We start from the raw sequence: 21,748 nt of genomic DNA on the forward strand, positions 1-21,748 counted from the left end.
GGCTCGGGCCGCGATCGGACGATCTTTTGATCTTGTTTTTAAAAATCAAAATCAAAAGAACGCGGCCTTCGGCAGCTCCTACACGGGTTCGGGTTACAGGTCTAAGACCAGTGGCTGATTGCTTTGCGCCGGAACGGCACAGCAAATCAGCACATGCCCCGCTTCCGGAATATCCGCCGGCGGCTGTGGATAATTCACTGCACCACTGACCAGCCGGGTCTTGCACGTACCGCACGAACCACCGCGGCAACTGAACTCCGGCCGTAATCCGCGGCTTTCCGCCAGCTCCAGCAAACTCCCGCCATCGGGCTGCCAGCGCGCCTCTTTCGCCGAGCGCTCGAACACCACCGGGACCGATGTGGTCGCTGAGGGCGGTTGTTCGATGACGATCGCGTCCGGATCGGCCTGACGTTTCAGCGTCGACGGGCCAAAGGTTTCCGCATGAATCTGTGCGTCACGCACCTCCAGCTCGCGCAGGGTGTCGTACAACCCTTGAGTAAAAGCACCGGGGCCGCAAAGCACAAAGTCGAGCAGGTCGAAGTCTTCGGCATCCAGCAGGTTCCTCAGCACGGTGCCGTCGATGCGACCACGCACATCGAAATCCTCGCCCTCTTGCAGATCGGCTTCCGGCTGGCTGAGCAATCGCAGGATTCGTACAGAGTCACCTGCGGTTTCGAGCAAACGATCCAGCTCCCTGCGAAACGGCTGATCGGCGAGGCTGCGTGAACTCTGCAGCAACAATGTCGGACGAATCCCCCGAGTGCGTAAGCCTTGGTAAACCACCTCACGCAACATCGACAGCAACGGCGTGATGCCCACACCGGCGGCCAACAGCACCAACGGTCGCTGCTCCTGCGGCGCGACGGTGAAATGCCCTTGCGGTGCCCGTGCTTCGAGTACATCGCCGACACGAATCTGCTCATGCAGGTGCGACGAGATCAGTCCTTCGCGCTTCACGCTGATGCGGTAGAAACCATCTGATGGCGCACTCGAAAGGCTGTAGGTGCGGATGTGCACCTCGCCATCAATGGTGAAACGCAGCGGTAGATGCTGGCCGGCGAGAAACACCGGTAAACCGGCGCCATCGTTCGGCTCCAGATAGATCGAGCGGATGTTGCGGCTCTCCGCCTCAATTTTCGCCACCCGCAGCGGCCGCCACTGGTTCCCCAGCGCCTGCGCCTGCAAACGCGCATCCGCCTCAGCCCAATTGCCGGTCAACAGACTAGTCGGCGACATGCCGTCGAAGCGCCAGCGCAACGCCAAGGCTGCCGGGCGCCGCACCAGTTTCTCCACTTCAAATGTCCACAACCGTTCCGCACCTTGAAACGCCTCGATCTGCGGGTCATCGAGAAGGATCTCGGTGCGCCCGCTGAGTTGCAGCAGATCACCTGTGGAAAAGTCGATGAACAGCAGGCCGGCCTTGGGATTGAGCAACAGATTGCCGAGAGTGTTGAAATGCAGGTTGCCGGCGAAGTCGGGGATGGTCAGACGATTGCCTTCCACCCGCACGAAACCGGCCTGGCCGCCACGATGAGAAACATCCACCGCGCGCTCGCCCTCGACATCCACATAACTGGCGACGAAAAACGTATCGGCGCCAGTGATCAACGCAGTGGCCGCGTCATCTAGGCCGTGCAGATATTCAGCCGGGCGCGTCTGCGGATCCGTCAGCGGCACACGTTGATACTGGCGCAGTTGAATGTATTGCGGGCAGTTGCCGAAGGCTTGATCCACGCTCACCTCAAAACCCTGAGCGCTCAGATTGCCGACATGGCCGTTAAGGCGATTGCGCCGGCGGGTGTGCAACTCGATGCCAAGCAAACCGATCGGTTCGCCGTTACGCAGTTGCGCCGGGTCATCGGCAGCAGGCTGGCTGGCGAAATGCAGATGCTCGGGATCCGGCGAATGGGCAAACCCCGGCGCGCCTTCGAGCACACTGGCCCACGGCCGCCCTTGCGCATCGACTGCGCCGTATAGCATGAAGGGCAGTTGCTGATAGAACTCGCGGTGCTGATCAGGCATCCAGGTGCGAATCACCTTACGCCCGAAGGCTTCCATGCGTTCAGCAACCCCGACCTTCGCTTGCAACTGTTGCTCGCCAGCGTGCCACGGTGAACGTTCCATCACGACCTCTCCCCTGCACCGTCGGCACAGTGTGGATTGCGAAAATCAGGCGGTGGTTTGCAGACCGGCAACCGTGCGCGGCATGCCGACGAAACCAGGCAGGGCCTCGACCCGGGCCAGCCAGGCGCGGACGTTGCCGTAGTCGTCCAGCGACACGTTGCCTTCCGGTGCGTGGGCGATGTAACTGTAGGCCGAAACGTCGGCAATACTCGGCTCGTCACCGGCCAGATACACGGTTTTGCCTAATTCGATGTCCATCACCTTGAGCAGGTTGTGCGCACGGGTAATCGCCTCTTCTGCATTCAGTTGGGCACCAAACACCGTGACCAATCGCGCAGCAGCGGGGCCGAAAGCGATCGGTCCTGCGGCGGCCGACAACCAGCGCTGTACCCGTGCGGCGCCGACAGGATCGGTTGGCAGCCAACGACCATGGCCGTATTTCTGCGCCAGATACACCAGAATCGCGTTGGAATCGGCCAGCACCACGCCGTCGTCATCAATGGCCGGCACTTGGCCGAAACTGTTGATCGCGAGGTAGGCCGGCTGCTTGTGCTCACCTTTGGCCAGATCGACGAAGATCAGCTCGGTCGGTAGTTGCAGCAGGGACAACATCAGCTCGACACGGTGGGCGTGGCCGGAACGTGGGAAGTTGTAGAGTTTGATCGCTTGCATGGTCGACTCCGTTGAACAGGGGCGCCACTGCGGGGATGAGAGCGCCGATGGAGGCCATCTTCCACTTATCGCGAAAACAACAGAATCACCAGCAACTGCAATCGATTATTTCACTGAGTGAAATAACGCAGCATTTTTCAAGGCCGGATGTTCGCGCAAAGCCTCTGCCGTGAAATCGACAAAACTGCGGATCCGCGCTGGCGCCTTGCGCCCGCCCTGATACACGACGTGGATCGGCAGCGGCGGCAGTTCAAATTCGGCGAGCACTATTTCCAGTGTGCCGGCGGCAACCTGACTCGCCACTTGATAGGACAACACCCGGGTCAAACCCAAGCCCGTGCAAGCTGCTGTAATCGCAGCCTGATTGGCGGTCACGATCAGACGCGGCTCTGGACGCACGCTGAGCGGTTCGCCCGCGTCGAGAAACGGCCAACTGCGTTGCTGGCCAATCGCTGAAGTCGCCACCACTGGCGCGCCCGCCAATGCGTGGGGATGAGCCGGCCGGCCATATTTGGCAAAGTAGTCTGGCGAGCCGCAAATGACCCGACGCACCTCCCCGACCCGAATCGCATGCTGATTGCTGTCCGGTAGATCACCAATGCGCACCGCGACATCGATGCCCTCCTCAACCATGTTGACGATACGATCAACCAGTACGGCATTGATCGTGACATCCGGATACTGCGCGAGATAACGCGCCATCACCGGCGTCACAAACAAATCACCGAACAACACCGGCGCCGTCACCGTCAGTTGCCCACGCGGCTCGGCATGACTGCCCGCCGCCGAATCCTCTGCCTCCTGCACCTCGGCGAGAATCCGCCGACAATCTTCCAGGTAACGCTGCCCCGCTTCGCTCAAATGCACACTGCGCGTGGTGCGGATCAACAACTGCGTGCCGATGCGCAACTCCAGCGCCGCCACCGCCCGCGTGACGCTGGCCGCTGACAAACCCAGACGACGCGCGGCAGCAGAGAAGCCTTGCTCCTGGGCGACGATGGTGAAGATGTGCATTTCCTGGAAGCGATCCATGGAGACCCTCAAGTCAGATACAAAAATCGCAGCCGAAGCTGCGATTTTTTTGCGCCGATGTCAGCTGTGGATAACTTATTCCACCGTCACCGACTTCGCCAAATTACGCGGCTGATCGACGTCCGTGCCCTTGAGCACCGCAACGTAGTACGACAGCAACTGCAGCGGAACCGTGTAGAGGATCGGCGAGAGGATGTCGTGGATATGCGGCATCTGCACCACGTGGGTGCCTTCGCCGTTGGTCATGCCGGCTTTTTCGTCGGCGAACACGATCAATTCACCGCCACGAGCGCGGACTTCCTGCAGGTTGGACTTGAGCTTTTCCAGCAGTTCGTTGTTCGGCGCCACAGTGACCACCGGCATGTCGTTATCCACAAGCGCCAGCGGGCCGTGCTTCAGCTCGCCGGCCGGGTAGGCTTCGGCGTGGATGTAGGAGATTTCCTTGAGTTTCAGGGCACCTTCCATCGCCACCGGGAATTGCGCACCACGACCGAGGAACAGGGTGTGGTTTTTCTCGGCGAACAGCTCGGCGATCTTCTCCACGGTGCTGTCCATGGCCAGCGCTTCGCCAAGACGGGTTGGCAGACGACGCAGCTCTTCGACCAGACGCGCTTCAACGCCGTCAGCCAACGTGCCGCGCACTTGACCCAGCGACAGCGTCAGCAACAACAGGCCGACCAATTGCGTGGTGAAGGCTTTGGTGGAGGCCACACCAATTTCGCGGCCGGCCTGAGTCAGCAGGGTCAGATCGGACTCGCGCACCAGCGAGCTGATGCCGACGTTGCAGATCGCCAGGCTGGCGAGGAAACCCAGCTCTTTGGCGTTGCGCAGGGCTGCCAGGGTGTCGGCGGTTTCACCGGACTGCGAGATGGTCACGAACAGGGTGTCCGGCTGCACCACCACTTTGCGGTAGCGGAATTCGCTGGCGACTTCGACCTGGCACGGGATACCGGCCAGTTCTTCGAGCCAGTAACGCGCCACCATTCCGGCGTGATAGCTGGTGCCGCAGGCGACGATCTGCACGTTGCGGACTTTGGCAAACAGCTCGGCGGCTTGTGGGCCGAAGGCTTGCACCAACACTTGATCGTTGCTCAGGCGACCTTCGAGGGTGCGCTGCACAACGGCCGGTTGCTCGTGGATTTCCTTGAGCATGTAGTGGCGGTATTCACCTTTGTCGGCGGCTTCGGCACCGTCGCTGTACTGCACGGTCTGGCGCTCGACAGCATTGCCGTTGATGTCCCAGACTTGCACGTCATCGCGGCGAATTTCGGCGATATCGCCTTCTTCCAGGTACATGAAGCGGTCGGTGACCTGACGCAGCGCCAACTGGTCGGAGGCGAGGAAGTTCTCGCCCAGACCCAGACCGATCACCAACGGGCTGCCACTGCGCGCGGCGACCAGACGATCCGGCTGCTTGGCATTGATCACGGCCAGACCGTAAGCACCGTGCAGTTCCTTGACCGTTGCTTTAAGCGCAACGCTCAGATCAGGCTGATCCTTGAGTTTATGGTTGAGCAGGTGAGCGATGACTTCGGTATCGGTATCCGAAGTAAACACGTAACCCTGCGCTTTCAGCTGTTCGCGCAGGGCTTCGTGGTTTTCGATGATGCCGTTGTGCACCACCGCGATGTCGCCGGAAAAATGCGGGTGGGCGTTGCGTTCACAGGGTGCGCCGTGGGTGGCCCAACGGGTGTGGGCAATGCCGAGTCGGCCAACCAGCGGGTGTTCAGCCAGCGCTGCTTCGAGTTCGCTGACCTTGCCCGGGCGACGCATGCGCTCAAGGGTTTCATCGTTGGTGAAGACCGCGACACCGGCGCTGTCATAGCCGCGGTATTCCAGGCGCTTGAGGCCCTCGAGCAGGATGGCGGTGATATTACGTTCAGCAACTGCGCCGACAATTCCACACATGCTTATTTCTCCTGACTGACAGCCGCGCAAATCACGGTGATACCGCGGGCCTGAATCTGATCGCGTGCCTCGCTAGGCAGGCGATCATCGGTAATTAGGGTATGGACGCTGCTCCACGGCAGCTCCAGGTTGGGAATCTTGCGACCGATCTTGTCGGCCTCGACCATGACGATGACTTCCCGCGCCACTTCGGCCATGACCCGGCTCAAACCGAGCAGCTCATTGAAGGTCGTGGTGCCGCGCATCAGGTCGATACCGTCGGCGCCAATGAACAATTGGTCGAAGTCGTAAGAGCGTAGTACCTGCTCGGCGACCTGGCCCTGAAAGGATTCCGAATGCGGATCCCAGGTGCCGCCGGTCATCAGCAGCACCGGTTCGTGTTCGAGTTCGCTCAAGGCATTGGCGACGTACAGGGAGTTGGTCATCACTACCAGACCGGGCTGTTGGCCAAGCTCCGGGATCATGGCGGCGGTGGTGCTGCCGCTGTCGATGATGATCCGCGCGTGTTCGCGGATGCGTTTCACCGCTGCACGGGCAATCGCCTGTTTGTATTTGGAAACGCTCTGCGCGGTTTCCGCTACCAACTCTTGGGGCATTGTGATCGCCCCGCCGTAGCGGCGCAGCAGCAGGCCATGGCTTTCAAGCGCAGCAAGATCCTTGCGAATCGTAACTTCGGAGGTTTCGAAACGCTTGGCCAGTTCATCCACACTGACTTCGCCCTGCTCGTTGAGCAAGGCGAGGATGTTGTGGCGGCGTTGCGGCGTGTTGCGTTTCGACATGGCGGCTTAAGTTTCGTTTCGAAAGATAACGTAAGCAATCAAAACCTATCAGCCCTAAATCGTCAAGCTGTCGCCCAAAAAAAATCGCAGCCTTCAACATTCCCGTAGGAGCTGCCGAAGGCTGCGATCTCTTGATCTTCAAAAAACCGCTGTGGATAACTCAGCTCTTCTTGATCTTCTCCGGCCGCTTCCAGCCGTCGATATTCCTCTGCCGCGCTCGGCCCACGGCCAACTGCGCGTTATCCACATTCTGCGTAATGGTCGAACCGGCTGCCGTGGTCGCACCGGCAGAGATATCCACAGGCGCGACTAACGAGTTATTGGAGCCGACGAACACGTCAGCACCCAACACGGTTTTCCACTTGTTGGCGCCATCGTAGTTGCAGGTGATGGTGCCGGCGCCAATATTGGTACGCGCACCGATTTCGGCATCACCCAGATAAGTCAGGTGACCTGCTTTGGCGCCTTCACCCATATGGGCGTTTTTCAGTTCAACAAAGTTACCCACATGCGCACGCGCTTCGAGCACGGTGCCTGGACGCAGACGCGCAAACGGGCCGGCATCGCTGCCCTCGCCCATAACGGCACCTTCAATATGACTGTTGGCCTTGATCACCACGCCTTTGCGCAGGGTGCTGTCCTTGATCACACAATTCGGGCCGATCACCACATCGTCTTCGATGACGACGTTGCCTTCGAGGATCACGTTGATATCGATCAGCACGTCGCGACCCACAGTGACTTCTCCACGCACATCGAAACGCGCCGGATCACGCAGGGTCACGCCTTGCGCCATCAAACGACGGCCAGCGCGCAGCTGGTAATGACGCTCCAGCTCGGACAGCTGCTTGCGATCATTGGCGCCCTGCACCTCCATCGGGTCGTGTGGTTGTTCGGTGGCCACCACCAGACCATCGCGGACCGCCATTTCGATCACGTCGGTCAGGTAATACTCGCCTTGGGCGTTGTTGTTCGACAGGCGACTCATCCAATCGGCCAGACGATTGGCCGGCACCGCGAGAATGCCGGTGTTGCCTTCAGTAATGGCGCGCTGGGCTTCGCTGGCATCTTTGTGCTCAACAATGGCGGCTACTTTGCCGTCAGCATCGCGCACGATGCGGCCGTAACCGGTTGGGTCTTCCAGTTCGACGGTTAGCAAACCCATCTGCCCGGGCACGACATGCTTGAGCAAACGTTGCAGGGTTTCGACTTCGATCAGCGGCACGTCACCGTATAGGATCAACACCGTGTCGGCAGTAATGAACGGCACCGCTTGGGCAGTGGCATGACCGGTGCCGAGTTGTTTGTCTTGCAGGACGAAATTCAGATCCTCAGCGGCCAGGCGTTCACGCACCACATCGGCACCATGGCCGATCACCACATGAATGCGTTGTGGCTCAAGTTGCCGGGCGCTGTGGATAACATGGCCCAGCATGGAGTTGCCGGCAATCGGGTGCAGCACTTTCGGCAGTGCCGAACGCATACGAGTGCCTTGACCGGCCGCGAGGATAACGATTTCAAGAGACATGACTGGCTACCAATCCTGGGTGGTCAGCGACTGCGACCGGGTTTCGGGAATTCGGAAAAGAAAAAAGGGTAGCCGAGGCTACCCTTTTTTATCAATCGCACAACAAGCGGCTGACGGATTAACCGCCAAACTTCTTGCGGATCTGCTGGACGGTGCGCAGCTGAGCTGCAGCCTCGGCCAGCCGTGCTGACGCAGCGCTGTAGTCGAAATCAGCGCCTTTTTCATGCAGAGCATGCTCGGCAGCCTTGAGAGCTGCTTGAGCCTGAGCTTCATCCAGGTCGGCGGCACGTTGCACGGTATCGGCAAGCACTTTGACCATGTTCGGCTGAACCTCGAGGAAACCACCGGAGATGTAGAACACCTCGGGTTCCCCGCCTTGCTTGATCAGGCGGATCGGACCTGGCTTCAGATTAGTGATCAGCGGCGCGTGACCCAGAGCGATACCAAGATCACCCAGTGCACCGTGCGCAATCACCATCTCGACCAGGCCGGAAAAGATTTCCCCTTCCGCGCTGACGATATCGCAATGGACTGTCATAGCCATCTGATTGCCTCAACCTAAATTAGCGCCCGTTGCCGGGCGCCGGGATTACAGTTTCTTGGCTTTCTCGATCGCTTCTTCGATGCCGCCAACCATGTAGAACGCTTGTTCTGGCAGGTGGTCGTAGTCACCGTTGAGGATGCCTTTGAAGCCAGCAATGGTGTCTTTCAGGGAAACGTATTTACCCGAAGCACCGGTGAAGACTTCAGCCACGAAGAACGGCTGCGACAAGAAGCGCTGGATCTTACGAGCACGGTTTACCAACTGCTTGTCGGCTTCCGACAGCTCGTCCATACCCAGGATCGCGATGATGTCCTTCAGCTCTTTGTAACGTTGCAGAACGTACTGAACGCCGCGAGCGGTGTCGTAGTGGTCCTGACCGATTACGTTCGGATCCAGCTGACGCGAAGTCGAATCCAGTGGATCTACCGCTGGGTAGATACCCAGGGAGGCGATGTCACGGGACAGAACGACGGTGGCGTCCAAGTGGGCGAAGGTGGTCGCTGGCGACGGGTCAGTCAAGTCATCCGCAGGTACGTATACCGCTTGGATCGAAGTGATCGAACCTTCTTTGGTCGAAGTGATACGTTCTTGCAGAACGCCCATCTCTTCAGCCAGAGTCGGCTGGTAACCTACTGCCGAAGGCATACGGCCCAGCAGTGCGGATACTTCAGTACCGGCCAGGGTGTAACGATAGATGTTGTCGACGAACAGCAGAACGTCGTTACCTTCGTCACGGAACTTCTCGGCCATGGTCAGGCCGGTCAGTGCTACGCGCAGACGGTTACCCGGCGGCTCGTTCATCTGACCGTAAACCAGTGCCACTTTGTCCAGAACGTTGGAGTCCTTCATCTCGTGGTAGAAGTCGTTACCCTCACGAGTACGCTCACCCACACCGGCGAACACGGAATAACCGCTGTGCTCGATGGCGATGTTACGGATCAGTTCCATCATGTTTACGGTTTTGCCTACACCGGCACCACCGAACAGACCGACTTTACCGCCTTTGGCAAACGGGCAAACCAGGTCGATAACCTTGATGCCGGTTTCCAGCAGGTCGTTGCCGCCTGCCTGTTCAGCGAACGAAGGCGCTGGACGGTGAATGCCCCAACGCTCTTCGGTGTCGATCGGGCCAGCTTCGTCGATCGGGTTACCGAGGACGTCCATGATCCGGCCCAGGGTCGCTTTACCGACCGGTACGGAGATGGCTGCGCCAGAGTCGGTAACTTCCAGACCGCGCTTCAAGCCCTCGGTGGAACCCATCGCAATGGTACGAACCACGCCGTCGCCCAGCTGCTGCTGAACTTCCAGAGTGGTGCCGGCATCGCTTTTGACTTTCAAAGCGTTGTAGATGCTCGGTACGCTGTCGCGTGGAAATTCCACGTCGATAACGGCGCCGATGATTTGAACGATACGTCCGCTACTCATAGCTGGATCCTCTGAATATTTGAACCGTTAAACCGCGGCAGCGCCGCCGACGATTTCCGAGATCTCTTGGGTGATCGCAGCCTGACGCGCCTTGTTGTAGATCAGCTGCAAATCGCTGATCAAATCACCGGCGTTGTCGGTAGCGTTCTTCATCGCGATCATCCGCGCAGCTTGTTCAGCCGCGTTGTTCTCGACCACCGCCTGGTAGACCTGCGACTCAACGTAGCGGACCATCAAGCCGTCAAGCAGCTCTTTGGCATCCGGTTCGTAGAGATAGTCCCAGTGGTGCTTGAGATCCTGATCCGGGGTGGCCACCAGTGGAATCAACTGCTCCACGGTAGGCTGTTGCGTCATGGTGTTGATGAACTTGTTGGACACCACGGACAGGCGATCAATACGGCCATCCAGGTAGGCATCCAGCATCACCTTGACGCTGCCGATCAAGTCATTGATCGACGGCTCTTCACCCAGGTGGCTGATAGCTGCAACGACGTTACCGCCGAAGTTACGGAAAAAGGCCGCACCCTTGCTACCAACGACACACAGATCAATCTCGACGCCGTTTTCGCGGTTTACCGCCATGTCCTTGACCAGGGCCTTGAACAGGTTGGTATTCAAGCCGCCGCACAGACCACGGTCACTGCTCACCACAACATAACCAACGCGCTTGATTTCGCGGTCGATCATGAACGGGTGGCGGTATTCCGGGTTGGCGTTGGCCAGATGCCCAATAACCTGGCGGATACGCTCCGCATAAGGACGGCTAGCAGCCATGCGCATTTGTGCCTTGCGCATTTTGCTGACCGCCACTTTTTCCATGGCGCTGGTAATCTTTTGCGTGCTTTTGATGCTCGCAATCTTACTGCGAATCTCTTTTGCGCCTGCCATGTAACACCTATCAGGTTAGCAAGCGGGAGCCTCGCGGCTCCCGCTGCGGCTTACCAGGTTTGGGTGGCCTTGAACTTCTCGATACCGGCTTTCATGCCAGCGTCGATTTCGTCATTGAAGTCACCTTTAACGTTGATCTTGGCCATCAAATCGGCGTGATCGCGGTTGAAGAAAGCAATCAGCGCTTGTTCGAAGCTGCCGATCTTGGCGATTTCAATGTCAGTCAGGAACCCACGCTCAGCGGCATACAGCGACAGCGCCATGTCAGCGATCGACATTGGTGCGTATTGCTTCTGCTTCATCAGCTCGGTAACGCGCTGACCATGCTCAAGTTGCTTACGGGTCGCTTCGTCCAGGTCAGAAGCGAACTGGGCGAATGCCGCCAGTTCACGGTACTGAGCCAGAGCGGTACGGATACCACCGGACAGCTTCTTGATGATCTTGGTCTGAGCGGCACCACCCACACGGGATACCGAAACACCGGCGTTCACTGCAGGGCGGATGCCCGAGTTGAACATGGCCGATTCCAGGAAGATCTGACCGTCGGTGATGGAAATCACGTTGGTCGGAACGAACGCGGAAACGTCGCCAGCCTGGGTTTCGATGATCGGCAATGCGGTCAGGGAACCGGTTTTGCCGGTCACTGCGCCGTTGGTGAACTTCTCTACGTATTCTTCCGAAACGCGGGATGCGCGCTCCAGCAGACGGGAGTGGAGATAGAACACGTCGCCTGGGTAAGCTTCACGGCCTGGTGGACGGCGCAGCAGCAGGGAAATCTGGCGGTAAGCCACTGCTTGCTTGGACAGATCGTCATAAACGATCAGCGCGTCTTCACCGCGGTCGCGGAAGAATTCACCCATGGTGCAACCGGAGTACGGTGCCAGGAATTGCAGCGCAGGAGATTCCGAAGCACTGGCAGCCACGATGATCGTGTTGGCCAGGGCGCCGTTTTCTTCCAGCTTGCGAACCACGTTGGCGATGGTCGATTGTTTCTGACCAATAGCTACGTAGACGCAGAAAATGCCGCTGTCTTTCTGGTTGATGATCGCGTCGATCGCCAGAGCGGTTTTACCGATCTGACGGTCACCGATGATCAGCTCACGCTGGCCACGGCCGACAGGGATCATGGCATCGACAGCCTTGTAGCCAGTCTGTACAGGCTGGTCTACCGACTTACGCCAGATCACGCCCGGAGCAACTTTCTCGACCGCGTCGGTCTCGGTGTTGCCCAGTGGACCTTTGCCGTCAACAGGGTTGCCCAGTGCGTCGACTACGCGACCCAGCAGTTCCTTACCAACCGGAACTTCGAGGATGCGGCCGGTGCACTTGGCGCTCATGCCTTCAGCCAGAGACTGGTAAGCGCCCAGTACAACGGCACCTACGGAGTCTTGCTCCAGGTTGAGGGCCATACCGTAGACGCCGCCCGGAAACTCGATCATCTCGCCGTACATTACGTCGGCCAGACCGTGAATCCGCACGATGCCGTCAGATACGCTGACGACAGTGCCTTCGTTACGGGCTTGGGAGGTCACATCGAGCTTGTCGATGCGGCCCTTGATAATTTCACTTATTTCGGAAGGATTGAGTTGCTGCATTGCTCTGCTGCCCCTTCAAACTCAAGATTTCAATGCTTCGGCAAGTTTCGCGATTTTGCCGCGAATCGAGCCATCGATAACCAGGTCGCCGGCGCGGATAACGACACCACCTATAAGGGCAGCATCCTCCGCAACTTGCAGGCGCACTTCCCGGTTGAGTCGTGCACTGAGAACCTTGGCGAGTTTGTCTTGCTGTTCTTGGTTCAATGCAAAAGCACTGGTCACTTCAACGTCTACCGACTTCTCTTGTTCGGCCTTGTAAAGGTCGAAAAGAGCGGCAATCTCCGGCAGAAGCGGGAGACGGTCGTTTTCGGCAACGACATTGATGAAGTTCTGTGCCTTGGCATCAAACTTGTCGCCGCACACGTCAATAAACGTGGCGGCCTTTTCTGCGCTCGTCAGTCGCGGGGCCTTGAGCACGCGCTGCATGGTGTCGTCTTGTGACACCGCTGCAGCCAGGCCGAGCATGGCTGACCAATTGGCCAGTTGCTGGTGGGCCTGAGCGTGCTCGAAGGCCGCCTTAGCGTAAGGTCGGGCCAACGTGGTCAGTTCTGCCATGATCGCCCTCGCTTAGATTTCAGCAGCCAGTTGGTTAACCAGCTCTGCGTGCGCGTTTTGATCGATTGTGGCACCCAGGATCTTCTCGGCGCCGCCGACAGCCAGCAAACCCACTTGGGCGCGCAGCTTGTCTTTGACACTGTTCAGTTCCTGTTCGATCTCGGCTTGAGCCTGAACCTTCACACGGTCAGCGTCGACACGGGCCTTTTCAACGGCCTCTTCGACAATCTGGTTACCGCGTTTCTTGGCTTGCTCGATGATTTCAGCTGCCTGAGCTTTCGCTTCGCGCAGTTGCTGACCCGCTTTTTCTTGGGCCAACTCCAGGTCGCGAGCTGCACGGCTGGCAGCGTCCAGACCATCAGCGATCTTCTTTTGACGTTCGTGCAGGGCAGCGATGACCGGAGGCCATACATACTTCATGCAGAACAGTACAAAAATCAGGAACGCAACGGACTGGCCAATCAGGGTCGCATTAATGTTCACGCCAACACCTCGCAGTTACGTTGTCCATCACATCAAATTACTCGGAAGAATCCGGGTAATTAGCCAGCGATCTGACCAACGAACGGGTTCGCAAAGGTGAAGAACAGAGCGATACCAACACCGATCATGGTTACGGCGTCGAGCAGACCGGCAACGATGAACATTTTAACTTGCAGCATTGGAACCATTTCTGGCTGACGCGCTGCGCCTTCCAGGAACTTGCCGCCCAGCAGGCCGAAACCAATTGCGGTACCCAGTGCGCCCAGGCCGATCAACAGTGCAACAGCGATAGCGGTTAGACCAACTACAGTTTCCATCTTTCCTCCCGACTTTTACGTCGTATGGTTTAGGTTTTTTAGATTAAAGCGGTAAAACAAATCGTTTCAGGTGCCCTGTGAAGAGCCCCTTCCCGTTTGACCGGGAAGGACATCAGACTAGTCGAGACTGGCCTTAATGGTTTTCTTCGTGCGCCATCGACAGGTAGACGATGGTCAGCATCATGAAGATGAACGCCTGCAGCGTGATGATCAGGATGTGGAACACAGCCCATGCCCACTGCAGAACAACGCCCAGGCCGCTCAGCCAGAGCAGACCGCTGCCGAACATCACAGCGATCAGAATGAACACCAGCTCGCCGGCATACATGTTGCCGAACAGACGCAGAGCCAGAGAGATCGGCTTGGCGATCAGGGTCACGAATTCCAGCAGGAAGTTCACCGGGATCAGCAGAGCTTGAACGAAGATGTTCTTGCTGCCGAACGGGTGCAGGGTCAGTTCGCCGATGAAGCCGCCGAAGCCCTTGACCTTGATGCTATAGAAAATGATCAGTGCGAAAACCGAGAACGCCATGCCCAGGGTCGCGTTCGGGTCGGTTGTCGACACGGCGCGGAACGGGATGTGGTGGTCACCGGAGATCAGGATGGCCAGCTGAGGAATCCAGTCGACCGGTACCAGGTCGACGGCGTTCATCAGGAACACCCAGACGAAGATGGTCAGTGCCAGCGGTGCAATCACCGGGCTACGGCCATGGAAGCTGTCTTTCACGCTGCCATCGACGAATTCGACCAATACTTCAACGAAGTTCTGCAAAGCACCCGGCTGACCCGAAGTCGCTTTCTTTGCCGCCATGCGGAAAAGAAGAACGAAGATCAGACCCAACGCGACCGACCAGCCGAGAGTATCGACGTGGAAAGCCCAGAAGCCCATTTCTTTGGCTTCTGCTGCGGTATGGGCAAAGCCCCAGCCGCCGTTAGGTAGCTGACCGAAGGTCAGGTTCTGCAAGTGGTGCTGGATATAGCCCGAAGCGGTTGTTTCTGCCATGGTTGCCTCAAACGCCCTAAGGTCTCGAAAGTCTTGTTCTCATCAGCAGGGGAGCGAACCAGCTGACCGACTGAGTCAGCACGAACGCGCCGAATACAGCTATCGGCGCCAGTGGCTTCACACCTGCAAACACCAGTGCAAAGAGCACTGCCGTCAAAATCAGTTTGCCTGCCTCGCCGGCATAAAATGACCGGACGATGGACTGGGCTGCTCGGGCGCCGGAAAACCGAAATGCCTTGTGAGCGAAATAAACATTGGGCAGCAAGGCTATCAGGCCCCCGCAAAGTCCCGAGTATCCGGCAACGACTCCGTGCCATTGCCAGAGCGCCAAAGCGGCAATGAGCAAAATGACAAATTGAGCCATTAACACCGGAAAAACCGCCAGGCGATGGAACGGCAGGCGGTTTGGCTTGCGGGTTTCCATCACGTTTGCTCTCCAATGGTCGGCTGCCAGAATTCAATAACTTGGCATAATTTGTGCCGACAAAATGCGCGCAGAGTATAGGGGCGGTTCTGCCCCTATTCAACTGTCAGGTAGTGATTTCCGACTGCGCGCTACATGAGGAAATGTTTCAGCGGATGTGCGCGAGCACACCTTGAAGCTCATCGAGGGAGTTGTAACCGATCACCAACTGACCCTTTCCCTTCTTGCCGTGGCGAATCTGCACCGCAGAGCCTAGGCGCTCGGCCAGACGCTGTTCGAGGCGGGCGATATCCGGGTCGGGTTTGCTCGCTTCCACAGGCTCCGGTTTGCCACTCAACCACTGACGAACCAGTGCTTCAGTTTGGCGCACGGTGAGGCCGCGTGCGACAACATGTCGCGCCCCTTCCACCTGCTGATTGTCCGGCAGACCGAGCAAAGCACGGGCATGACCCATTTCCAGGTCGCCGTGGGACAACATGGTCTTGATGACTTCCGGCAGTGCAATAAGCCGCAACAGGTTAGCCACAGTGACGCGGGACTTACCCACAGCCTCGGCGACCTGTTGCTGCGTCAGCTGGAACTCCTGCTGCAAACGCTGCAGGGCCACCGCTTCTTCGATCGGGTTGAGATCTTCACGCTGGATGTTCTCGATCAGCGCAATGGCGATCGCGGTTTCATCCGGTACGTCGCGCACCATCGCCGGGATGGTTTCCTGCCCGGCTTGCTGACTCGCGCGCCAGCGGCGTTCACCGGCGATGATCTCGAAGCGGCCACCGCCAATCGGGCGCACCACGATCGGCTGCATCACGCCTTGCGCCTTGATCGACGCTGCCAGTTCTTCCAGCGCCTGAGGATCCATGTCGCGGCGCGGCTGGTATTTGCCGCGCTGCAGCAGATCCAGTGGCAAGTGCTGCAGTTCGCGGGTGTCAGCTTGCGCCGCTTGTTCTTCCAGCGCGCTGACGGTCGGACCACTCAGCAGTGCATCCAGTCCACGTCCGAGACCTCGTTTCTTGACGGCCATGGGGATTCCTTAAGTTGCCTGAGCGGCGGCGATGCGTGAGTTTTTGCGCTGACGACGAACCATCTCGCCGGCCAGGGCCAGATAAGCCAGGGCGCCGCGCGATTGCTTGTCGTAGGCAAGCGCCGGCATGCCGTAGCTCGGCGCTTCGGCCAGGCGGATGTTGCGCGGGATCACCGTGTCGTACAGCTGATCGCCGAAGTGTTCCTTGAGCTGCGCCGAAACGTCGTTCATCAGGCTCAGGCGCGGGTCATACATGGTCCGCAGCAGGCCTTCGACTTTCAGGTTCGGGTTGAGCAATTCAGCGATGCGCTTGATGTTATCCACAAGGTCACTCAAGCCTTCGAGCGCGAAGTACTCGCACTGCATGGGGATAATCACCCCGTCAGCGGCGACCAGTGCGTTCAGCGTGAGCATCGACAGCGACGGCGGGCAGTCGATCAGAATGTAATCGTAGTTTTCACGGATCGGCGCCAGCGCGCTGCGCAGACGGCTTTCCTTCATCTGCATTTCCAGCAGCACCACTTCGGCCGCCGTCAAATCGCGGTTGGCCGGCAGCAGTTGGTAACCGCCGTGCTCGGAATAGTGCATGGCCTGGGCCAGATCGCATTCGCCGATCAGCAGGTCGTAGACCGAGTTTTCCAGGCCGTGTTTATCCACACCGCTACCCATGGTGGCGTTGCCCTGTGGATCGAGATCGATCAACAGCACCCGGCGCTTGGTCGCGACCAGGGATGCTGCGAGGTTGATGCAGGTGGTGGTCTTACCCACACCACCCTTCTGGTTCGCTATCGCGAATACCTTAGCCATTCTTGCTTGTGTTCCCAATCATGCCGTGCGGCGCAGTATCAGCAGATGGCGTTGGCCTTGGCAACCGGGTACGGCCAGGGCGTGTTCGCTATCGAGTTTGAAGTCTGCCGGCAATGCTACCAGCTCATCGGCCGGATGAACGCCCTTCATTGCCAGCCATCGTGTATCGGCATCGCCGAGGTGGCGAGTCCAGTTGGTGAAGTTCTCCATACTGCTGAACGCCCGGGAAATAATCCCGTTGAACGGCTGTGCAGGCTGGAAGGCTTCGACACGGCTGTGGATAACTTGCAGGTTATCCAGTTTGAGTTCGAGTTTGACCTGAGTCAGAAAGCGGGTTTTCTTGCCGTTGCTGTCCAGACAAGTCACTTGCGAATCCGGATACAGGATCGCCAACGGGATGCCTGGCATGCCGCCGCCACTGCCAACGTCGAGCCAACGACCGTTCTCGATGAACGACATCACGCTGAGACTATCGAGCAAATGCCTCGACACCATTTCGTCCGGATCGCGCACAGCGGTCAGGTTGTAGGCCTGGTTCCATTTGATCAACAGGGCCAGATAACCCAGCAGCAATTCGTGCTGGGTTTCAGTGAGATTGACACCGAGCTCGCGGGCTCCTGTGGATAACTCTTCGGCGTGTTGCGAAGTGACCTTAGAACTCAAGCGCTTTGCTCCAACTGACGGCCCGCGCCGCGTTTTTTCAAATGAATCATCAGCAGCGAAATCGCTGCCGGGGTCACACCCGGGATCCGCGAAGCCTGGCCCAGCGTCTCTGGTCGAGTCGCGCCGAGCTTGCTCTGGATCTCCTTGGAAAGACCGGAAATGTTGGTGTAATCGATATCCACAGGCAGTTTCGTGTCTTCACTGGCGCGCAGACGGGCGATTTCGTCCTGTTGACGGTCGATGTAACCGGCGTATTTGGTCTTGATTTCCACCTGTTCGGCAACCTGTGGATCTTCGGCGCCGTTGCCGGTCACTTCGACCAGACCAGCGTAGTCGATTTCCGGTCGACTCAAGAGGTTGAGCAAGTTGTATTCGTGGGTCAGCGGCGTGCCGAATTTCTCGGCAATCGCATCGCCCTGCTGCGTGTTCGGGCGAACCCAGGTGCTTTTCAGGCGCTGCTCTTCCAGCTCGATACTTTCGCGTTTCTTGCAGAAGGCCGCCCAACGCGCGTCATCGACCAGACCCAGCTCGCGACCTTTTTCGGTCAGACGCAGGTCAGCGTTGTCCTCACGCAGAATCAGACGGTACTCGGCACGGGAAGTGAACATGCGGTACGGCTCTTGGGTACCGAGGGTGATCAGGTCGTCGACCAAAACGCCGATGTAGGCTTCATCGCGACGCGGGCACCAGGCTTCTTTGCCCTTGGCGCGCAGTGCGGCGTTGGCGCCAGCGAGCAAACCTTGGGCGCCAGCTTCTTCGTAGCCGGTGGTGCCGTTGATTTGCCCGGCGAAGAACAGACCGCCGATGACTTTGGTTTCCAGGCTGTACTTCAGGTCGCGTGGATCGAAGTAGTCGTACTCGATCGCATAACCCGGACGCACGATGTGCGCGTTTTCCATGCCACGGATCGATTGCACGATCTGCAATTGCACGTCGAACGGCAAGCTTGTGGATATCCCGTTCGGATACAGCTCATGGGTGGTCAAACCTTCCGGTTCGATAAACACCTGATGGCTTTCCTTGTCGGCAAAGCGATGGATCTTGTCTTCGATCGACGGGCAGTAGCGCGGGCCGATGCCTTCGATTTCACCAGCGGCGGAATACATCGGCGAACGATCGAGGTTCGCGGCGATGATTTCGTGGGTGCGGGCGTTTGTGTGAGTAATCCAGCAACTGACCTGACGTGGATGCTGTTCTTTGTTGCCCATGAACGACATCACCGGAATCGGCGTATCGCCGGGTTGCTCGGTCATCACCGAGAAATCCACAGACTTGCCGTCGATACGCGGCGGTGTGCCGGTTTTCAGGCGACCGACACGCAGTGGCAGTTCACGCAGACGGTGAGCCAGGGCGATCGACGGCGGATCACCGGCGCGACCGCCGGAGAAATTCTGCAAACCGATGTGGATAAGTCCGCCGAGGAACGTACCGGTGGTCAACACCACGGAATCGGCGAAAAAGCGCAGACCCATTTGCGTGACAACACCACGGACTTGTTCCTGCTCGACGATCAGGTCGTCAGCCGCTTGTTGAAATATCCACAGGTTCGGCTGGTTTTCCAGAATTTCGCGGACAGCGGCTTTGTACAGAATCCGGTCGGCTTGCGCACGGGTCGCCCGTACGGCTGGGCCTTTGCGGCTGTTCAACACGCGAAACTGGATGCCGCCCAAATCGGTGGCCGTTGCCATCGCGCCGCCGAGGGCATCGATTTCCTTGACCAGATGGCTTTTGCCAATACCACCGATGGCCGGGTTGCAACTCATGGCACCGAGGGTTTCCACGTTATGCGTCAGCAACAGGGTTTTTGCCCCCATACGTGCTGAGGCCAGTGCTGCCTCGGTACCGGCATGACCGCCGCCGATGACGATCACTTCAAAACGGGAAGGGAAATCCACCACGCACCTCGTGCCTGCTTAAGTAGGTAATTCAGGAATAGTTTGAGATCAGGTTTCTGAACCTGGTCGACAAGTATAGGGACTTCGCCCTTCCTAAAGAACCCTTTGCACAAAATTTAACCAGCTGTGGAGAACTCGAGGTTAAAAGAATAAAAAAGAGAGAAATTTATAAAACCTTTGTTTTTATGTTTATTCTTACTGAGCCACCTTTCTGTGGATAGATTGCTACAGGCCTTTATATTCAATGTGTACAGAGTTTTAAAACCCTGTGCTCATGTGCTAATGAGGCCCTTGGATAACCGCTGTAAGCCTGTGGATGAAAGGGAAGGTTATCCACAGAGGGGTTTATGTCCAGTTTTTAAGCCCTGTTATCAACCGACCTCAGTGGCAGTTATTCACAGGGCTTAATCCACAGAAAAAACGATACAGCAGCTTTTTCAGCGCGCAAAAAAAACACCAGCGAGGGTTCGCTGGCGACAAAGAAGCTGATGGAGGGAAGTGCGAGGGCTATTGTGAGAGAACGTAACAGGGGCTAATAATAGGCATTATCATTAACTCATCAGTTTTCCCTATGTCCCTACCCGCCCACACCGCTGCGATTGAGCAAATCTACGAGCAACATCATTCGTGGCTATATGGATGGCTCAAGGGAAAATTGCATGACGCCTGCGATGCCGCCGATGTGGCGCATGACACGTTTGTGCGGATTCTGGCGGCCCGCAATGCCGCGCAGATTCGCGAGCCACGGGACTATCTGGCGACAATTGCACGCGGTCTGGTGATTGATCGTTATCGCAGACAGGCTATCGAAGCAGCATATTTGCAGACCCTGGCGGCTCGACCGGAAGCCACCGCCATCAGCGAGGAAGACAAGGCGCTGATCATCGAAACTCTGGTCGCTGTGGATAAAGCCTTGGCCGGGCTCGGCGCCAGAAGCCAACAGATTTTCATGCTGTCGCAGATCGATGGCCTGACTTATCAACAGATCGCCCTGCAGCTGAAGGTTTCTCTGACCACGGTGAAGAAACACATGATCCGCTCCCTGACGGAATGTGCCCTGGTCATGGCGCAGCGTTGATGGCCATCGCCCCCAACCGTCAGGTTTTCGAAGCGGCCGCCAGTTGGTATGTGCAGTTTCAAACGGATCCGCCGACGCTCGCCGAACAGAAGGCCTGGCAGCTGTGGATAGATAGCGACCCGGCACATCTGGCGGCGTGGAACCAGATGGAACAAATGCAACGCCACCTCGGCACACTACCGCAGGATCTGAAACGTCGGGCACTGAACACCGGTCAGCAACGCCGTCAGGTGCTGAAACTGTTGCTGCTCGGGGCGGGGACGGGGTTCGTTGGCTGGAATGTTCAGCATCACGCTTCCTTGGGGAATGTTTGGGCGGACTATAAAACCGGGGTTGGTCAGCTTCGCAATATCGCATTGGCGGATGGCAGCCAGATTCAGCTCAACACCGACACTGCCATTGACGTGTCTTTCGACCCGGTACAGCGGCTGATTCGCCTGCGCTCGGGCGAAATCCTGATCCAAACCGGAAAGCTTGGCGATCAACGACCCTTTTTCGTCGAAACCCGTGATGGCCGGATACAAGCCTTGGGCACTCGATTCTCCGTCCACCAGTTCCCGGGTTCTACCCGCGTGGGGGTGCTGGAAAATCGGGTCAGCGTTCAACCGGGGGATTCATCAACAGCCGCCATTATTCTGAATGCAGGGGAAGGCGCTGACTTCGATAGCCGGCATATCGGACTCATTCATCCCTTCCAACCCTCGGAAGTGGCATGGACCAACGGCCAATTGATCGTCCTCAATGCACGTTTGGGCGATGTGATCGAAGAATTGGGCCGTTATCGCAGCGGGGTTTTGCACTGCGACGCGCGCGCCCGGGATCTGCGGGTATCCGGCACCTTTCGGCTCGACTCCACCGATGCCGTTCTGGCCAATCTCCAGGCCTCGTTACCGATCAACGTCCGCTACTTCACCCGTTACTGGGTCTCGATCAGCCACAACGTCTGATCGAAAATCACCTGGGGAAAAATAAATTGAAACCAGGGTTATCTTTTTTTGCCCTGA

At 58.0% G+C, this 21,748-nt stretch carries 21 protein-coding genes; 2 read left to right on the forward strand and 19 right to left on the reverse strand.

Features of this window, described 5'->3' with window-relative positions; genetic code table 11:
* Window positions 1-93: 93 nt before the first annotated feature.
* The 19 genes from PspR84_RS29300 to mnmG all read right to left on the reverse strand — a co-directional run bounded on the left by PspR84_RS29300 (window position 94) and on the right by mnmG (window position 19,666).
* On the reverse strand, window positions 94-2,124 hold the full coding sequence (locus PspR84_RS29300; RefSeq protein ID WP_160060021.1) for a pyridoxamine 5'-phosphate oxidase family protein: 2,031 nt from the start codon (window positions 2,122-2,124) through the stop codon (window positions 94-96).
* 45 nt (window positions 2,125-2,169) lie between these two features.
* Window positions 2,170-2,796 (reverse strand): glutathione S-transferase, encoded by a 627-nt coding sequence (locus PspR84_RS29305; RefSeq protein WP_160060022.1) that lies wholly within the window; start codon window positions 2,794-2,796, stop codon window positions 2,170-2,172.
* A 105-nt stretch (window positions 2,797-2,901) separates the two neighbouring features.
* Window positions 2,902-3,828: a LysR family transcriptional regulator gene (locus PspR84_RS29310; RefSeq protein ID WP_160060023.1), complete on the reverse strand. Its 927-nt coding sequence runs from the start codon at window positions 3,826-3,828 to the stop codon at window positions 2,902-2,904.
* A gap of 75 nt (window positions 3,829-3,903) precedes the next feature.
* The gene (glmS, locus tag PspR84_RS29315) at window positions 3,904-5,736 is read right to left on the reverse strand and encodes a glutamine--fructose-6-phosphate transaminase (isomerizing) (RefSeq protein ID WP_160060024.1); all 1,833 of its coding nucleotides are present in this window, start codon (window positions 5,734-5,736) and stop codon (window positions 3,904-3,906) included.
* Window positions 5,737-5,738: 2 nt separating this feature from the next.
* Complete coding sequence (locus PspR84_RS29320) at window positions 5,739-6,515, reverse strand: DeoR family transcriptional regulator (RefSeq protein WP_160060025.1); 777 nt, start codon at window positions 6,513-6,515, stop codon at window positions 5,739-5,741.
* A 160-nt stretch (window positions 6,516-6,675) separates the two neighbouring features.
* Complete coding sequence (gene glmU / locus PspR84_RS29325; RefSeq protein ID WP_160060026.1) at window positions 6,676-8,043, reverse strand: bifunctional UDP-N-acetylglucosamine diphosphorylase/glucosamine-1-phosphate N-acetyltransferase GlmU; 1,368 nt, start codon at window positions 8,041-8,043, stop codon at window positions 6,676-6,678.
* 118 nt (window positions 8,044-8,161) lie between these two features.
* Window positions 8,162-8,587, reverse strand: a complete 426-nt coding sequence (locus PspR84_RS29330) for a F0F1 ATP synthase subunit epsilon (protein WP_007911962.1) — start codon at window positions 8,585-8,587, stop codon at window positions 8,162-8,164.
* Between the two features lie 45 nt (window positions 8,588-8,632).
* Entirely contained in the window at window positions 8,633-10,012 is a 1,380-nt protein-coding gene (gene atpD / locus PspR84_RS29335) for a F0F1 ATP synthase subunit beta (protein WP_016984062.1), read from the reverse strand.
* Between the two features lie 27 nt (window positions 10,013-10,039).
* Window positions 10,040-10,900 (reverse strand): F0F1 ATP synthase subunit gamma, encoded by an 861-nt coding sequence (atpG, locus tag PspR84_RS29340; RefSeq protein WP_007911960.1) that lies wholly within the window; start codon window positions 10,898-10,900, stop codon window positions 10,040-10,042.
* Window positions 10,901-10,950: 50 nt separating this feature from the next.
* Entirely contained in the window at window positions 10,951-12,495 is a 1,545-nt protein-coding gene (gene atpA / locus PspR84_RS29345) for a F0F1 ATP synthase subunit alpha (protein WP_016984064.1), read from the reverse strand.
* A gap of 21 nt (window positions 12,496-12,516) precedes the next feature.
* Complete coding sequence (locus PspR84_RS29350) at window positions 12,517-13,053, reverse strand: F0F1 ATP synthase subunit delta (RefSeq protein WP_007911956.1); 537 nt, start codon at window positions 13,051-13,053, stop codon at window positions 12,517-12,519.
* 12 nt (window positions 13,054-13,065) lie between these two features.
* A complete protein-coding gene (locus PspR84_RS29355) occupies window positions 13,066-13,536 on the reverse strand; it encodes a F0F1 ATP synthase subunit B (RefSeq protein ID WP_003229781.1) in 471 nt (156 codons plus the stop codon).
* A 59-nt stretch (window positions 13,537-13,595) separates the two neighbouring features.
* Complete coding sequence (gene atpE, locus PspR84_RS29360) at window positions 13,596-13,853, reverse strand: F0F1 ATP synthase subunit C (protein WP_003097235.1); 258 nt, start codon at window positions 13,851-13,853, stop codon at window positions 13,596-13,598.
* Between the two features lie 133 nt (window positions 13,854-13,986).
* Complete coding sequence (gene atpB / locus PspR84_RS29365) at window positions 13,987-14,856, reverse strand: F0F1 ATP synthase subunit A (protein ID WP_007911917.1); 870 nt, start codon at window positions 14,854-14,856, stop codon at window positions 13,987-13,989.
* 16 nt (window positions 14,857-14,872) lie between these two features.
* On the reverse strand, window positions 14,873-15,280 hold the full coding sequence (locus PspR84_RS29370; protein ID WP_003229783.1) for a F0F1 ATP synthase subunit I: 408 nt from the start codon (window positions 15,278-15,280) through the stop codon (window positions 14,873-14,875).
* 148 nt (window positions 15,281-15,428) lie between these two features.
* Window positions 15,429-16,301: a ParB/RepB/Spo0J family partition protein gene (locus PspR84_RS29375; RefSeq protein WP_116028606.1), complete on the reverse strand. Its 873-nt coding sequence runs from the start codon at window positions 16,299-16,301 to the stop codon at window positions 15,429-15,431.
* Window positions 16,302-16,310: 9 nt separating this feature from the next.
* Window positions 16,311-17,108 (reverse strand): ParA family protein, encoded by a 798-nt coding sequence (locus PspR84_RS29380; RefSeq protein ID WP_008084406.1) that lies wholly within the window; start codon window positions 17,106-17,108, stop codon window positions 16,311-16,313.
* A gap of 18 nt (window positions 17,109-17,126) precedes the next feature.
* Window positions 17,127-17,771, reverse strand: a complete 645-nt coding sequence (gene rsmG / locus PspR84_RS29385) for a 16S rRNA (guanine(527)-N(7))-methyltransferase RsmG (RefSeq protein ID WP_007911906.1) — start codon at window positions 17,769-17,771, stop codon at window positions 17,127-17,129.
* Window positions 17,768-19,666 (reverse strand): tRNA uridine-5-carboxymethylaminomethyl(34) synthesis enzyme MnmG, encoded by a 1,899-nt coding sequence (gene mnmG, locus PspR84_RS29390; protein ID WP_016984066.1) that lies wholly within the window; start codon window positions 19,664-19,666, stop codon window positions 17,768-17,770. Before mnmG ends, rsmG begins: the two co-directional genes overlap by 4 nt.
* Before the next feature lie 571 nt (window positions 19,667-20,237).
* Between mnmG and PspR84_RS29395 the strand changes: the two genes are divergently transcribed.
* Window positions 20,238-20,744, forward strand: a complete 507-nt coding sequence (locus PspR84_RS29395; protein WP_160060027.1) for a sigma-70 family RNA polymerase sigma factor — start codon at window positions 20,238-20,240, stop codon at window positions 20,742-20,744.
* The gene (locus PspR84_RS29400) at window positions 20,744-21,691 is read left to right on the forward strand and encodes a FecR domain-containing protein (protein WP_160060028.1); all 948 of its coding nucleotides are present in this window, start codon (window positions 20,744-20,746) and stop codon (window positions 21,689-21,691) included. Before PspR84_RS29395 ends, PspR84_RS29400 begins: the two co-directional genes overlap by 1 nt.
* The last annotated feature ends 57 nt before the right edge of the window (window positions 21,692-21,748 follow it).

The sequence above is a fragment of the Pseudomonas sp. R84 genome, from assembly GCF_009834515.1.
Taxonomy (GTDB): domain Bacteria; phylum Pseudomonadota; class Gammaproteobacteria; order Pseudomonadales; family Pseudomonadaceae; genus Aquipseudomonas.

Bases quoted from the DNA above. Each gene is read 5' to 3' on its own strand.
- glmU (WP_160060026.1), bottom strand. From the start codon at position 8,043: ATGTCTCTTGAAATCGTTATCCTCGCGGCCGGTCAAGGCACTCGTATG.
- atpA (WP_016984064.1), bottom strand. From the start codon at position 12,495: ATGCAGCAACTCAATCCTTCCGAAATAAGTGAAATTATCAAGGGCCGC.
- PspR84_RS29370 (WP_003229783.1), bottom strand. From the start codon at position 15,280: ATGGAAACCCGCAAGCCAAACCGCCTGCCGTTCCATCGCCTGGCGGTT.
- atpB (WP_007911917.1), bottom strand. From the start codon at position 14,856: ATGGCAGAAACAACCGCTTCGGGCTATATCCAGCACCACTTGCAGAAC.
- PspR84_RS29310 (WP_160060023.1), bottom strand. From the start codon at position 3,828: ATGGATCGCTTCCAGGAAATGCACATCTTCACCATCGTCGCCCAGGAG.
- PspR84_RS29320 (WP_160060025.1), bottom strand. From the start codon at position 6,515: ATGTCGAAACGCAACACGCCGCAACGCCGCCACAACATCCTCGCCTTG.
- glmS (WP_160060024.1), bottom strand. From the start codon at position 5,736: ATGTGTGGAATTGTCGGCGCAGTTGCTGAACGTAATATCACCGCCATC.
- PspR84_RS29350 (WP_007911956.1), bottom strand. From the start codon at position 13,053: ATGGCAGAACTGACCACGTTGGCCCGACCTTACGCTAAGGCGGCCTTC.
- PspR84_RS29300 (WP_160060021.1), bottom strand. From the start codon at position 2,124: ATGGAACGTTCACCGTGGCACGCTGGCGAGCAACAGTTGCAAGCGAAG.
- PspR84_RS29330 (WP_007911962.1), bottom strand. From the start codon at position 8,587: ATGGCTATGACAGTCCATTGCGATATCGTCAGCGCGGAAGGGGAAATC.
- atpE (WP_003097235.1), bottom strand. From the start codon at position 13,853: ATGGAAACTGTAGTTGGTCTAACCGCTATCGCTGTTGCACTGTTGATC.
- atpD (WP_016984062.1), bottom strand. From the start codon at position 10,012: ATGAGTAGCGGACGTATCGTTCAAATCATCGGCGCCGTTATCGACGTG.
- PspR84_RS29380 (WP_008084406.1), bottom strand. From the start codon at position 17,108: ATGGCTAAGGTATTCGCGATAGCGAACCAGAAGGGTGGTGTGGGTAAG.
- PspR84_RS29305 (WP_160060022.1), bottom strand. From the start codon at position 2,796: ATGCAAGCGATCAAACTCTACAACTTCCCACGTTCCGGCCACGCCCAC.
- atpG (WP_007911960.1), bottom strand. From the start codon at position 10,900: ATGGCAGGCGCAAAAGAGATTCGCAGTAAGATTGCGAGCATCAAAAGC.
- PspR84_RS29375 (WP_116028606.1), bottom strand. From the start codon at position 16,301: ATGGCCGTCAAGAAACGAGGTCTCGGACGTGGACTGGATGCACTGCTG.
- PspR84_RS29400 (WP_160060028.1), top strand. From the start codon at position 20,744: ATGGCCATCGCCCCCAACCGTCAGGTTTTCGAAGCGGCCGCCAGTTGG.
- PspR84_RS29395 (WP_160060027.1), top strand. From the start codon at position 20,238: ATGTCCCTACCCGCCCACACCGCTGCGATTGAGCAAATCTACGAGCAA.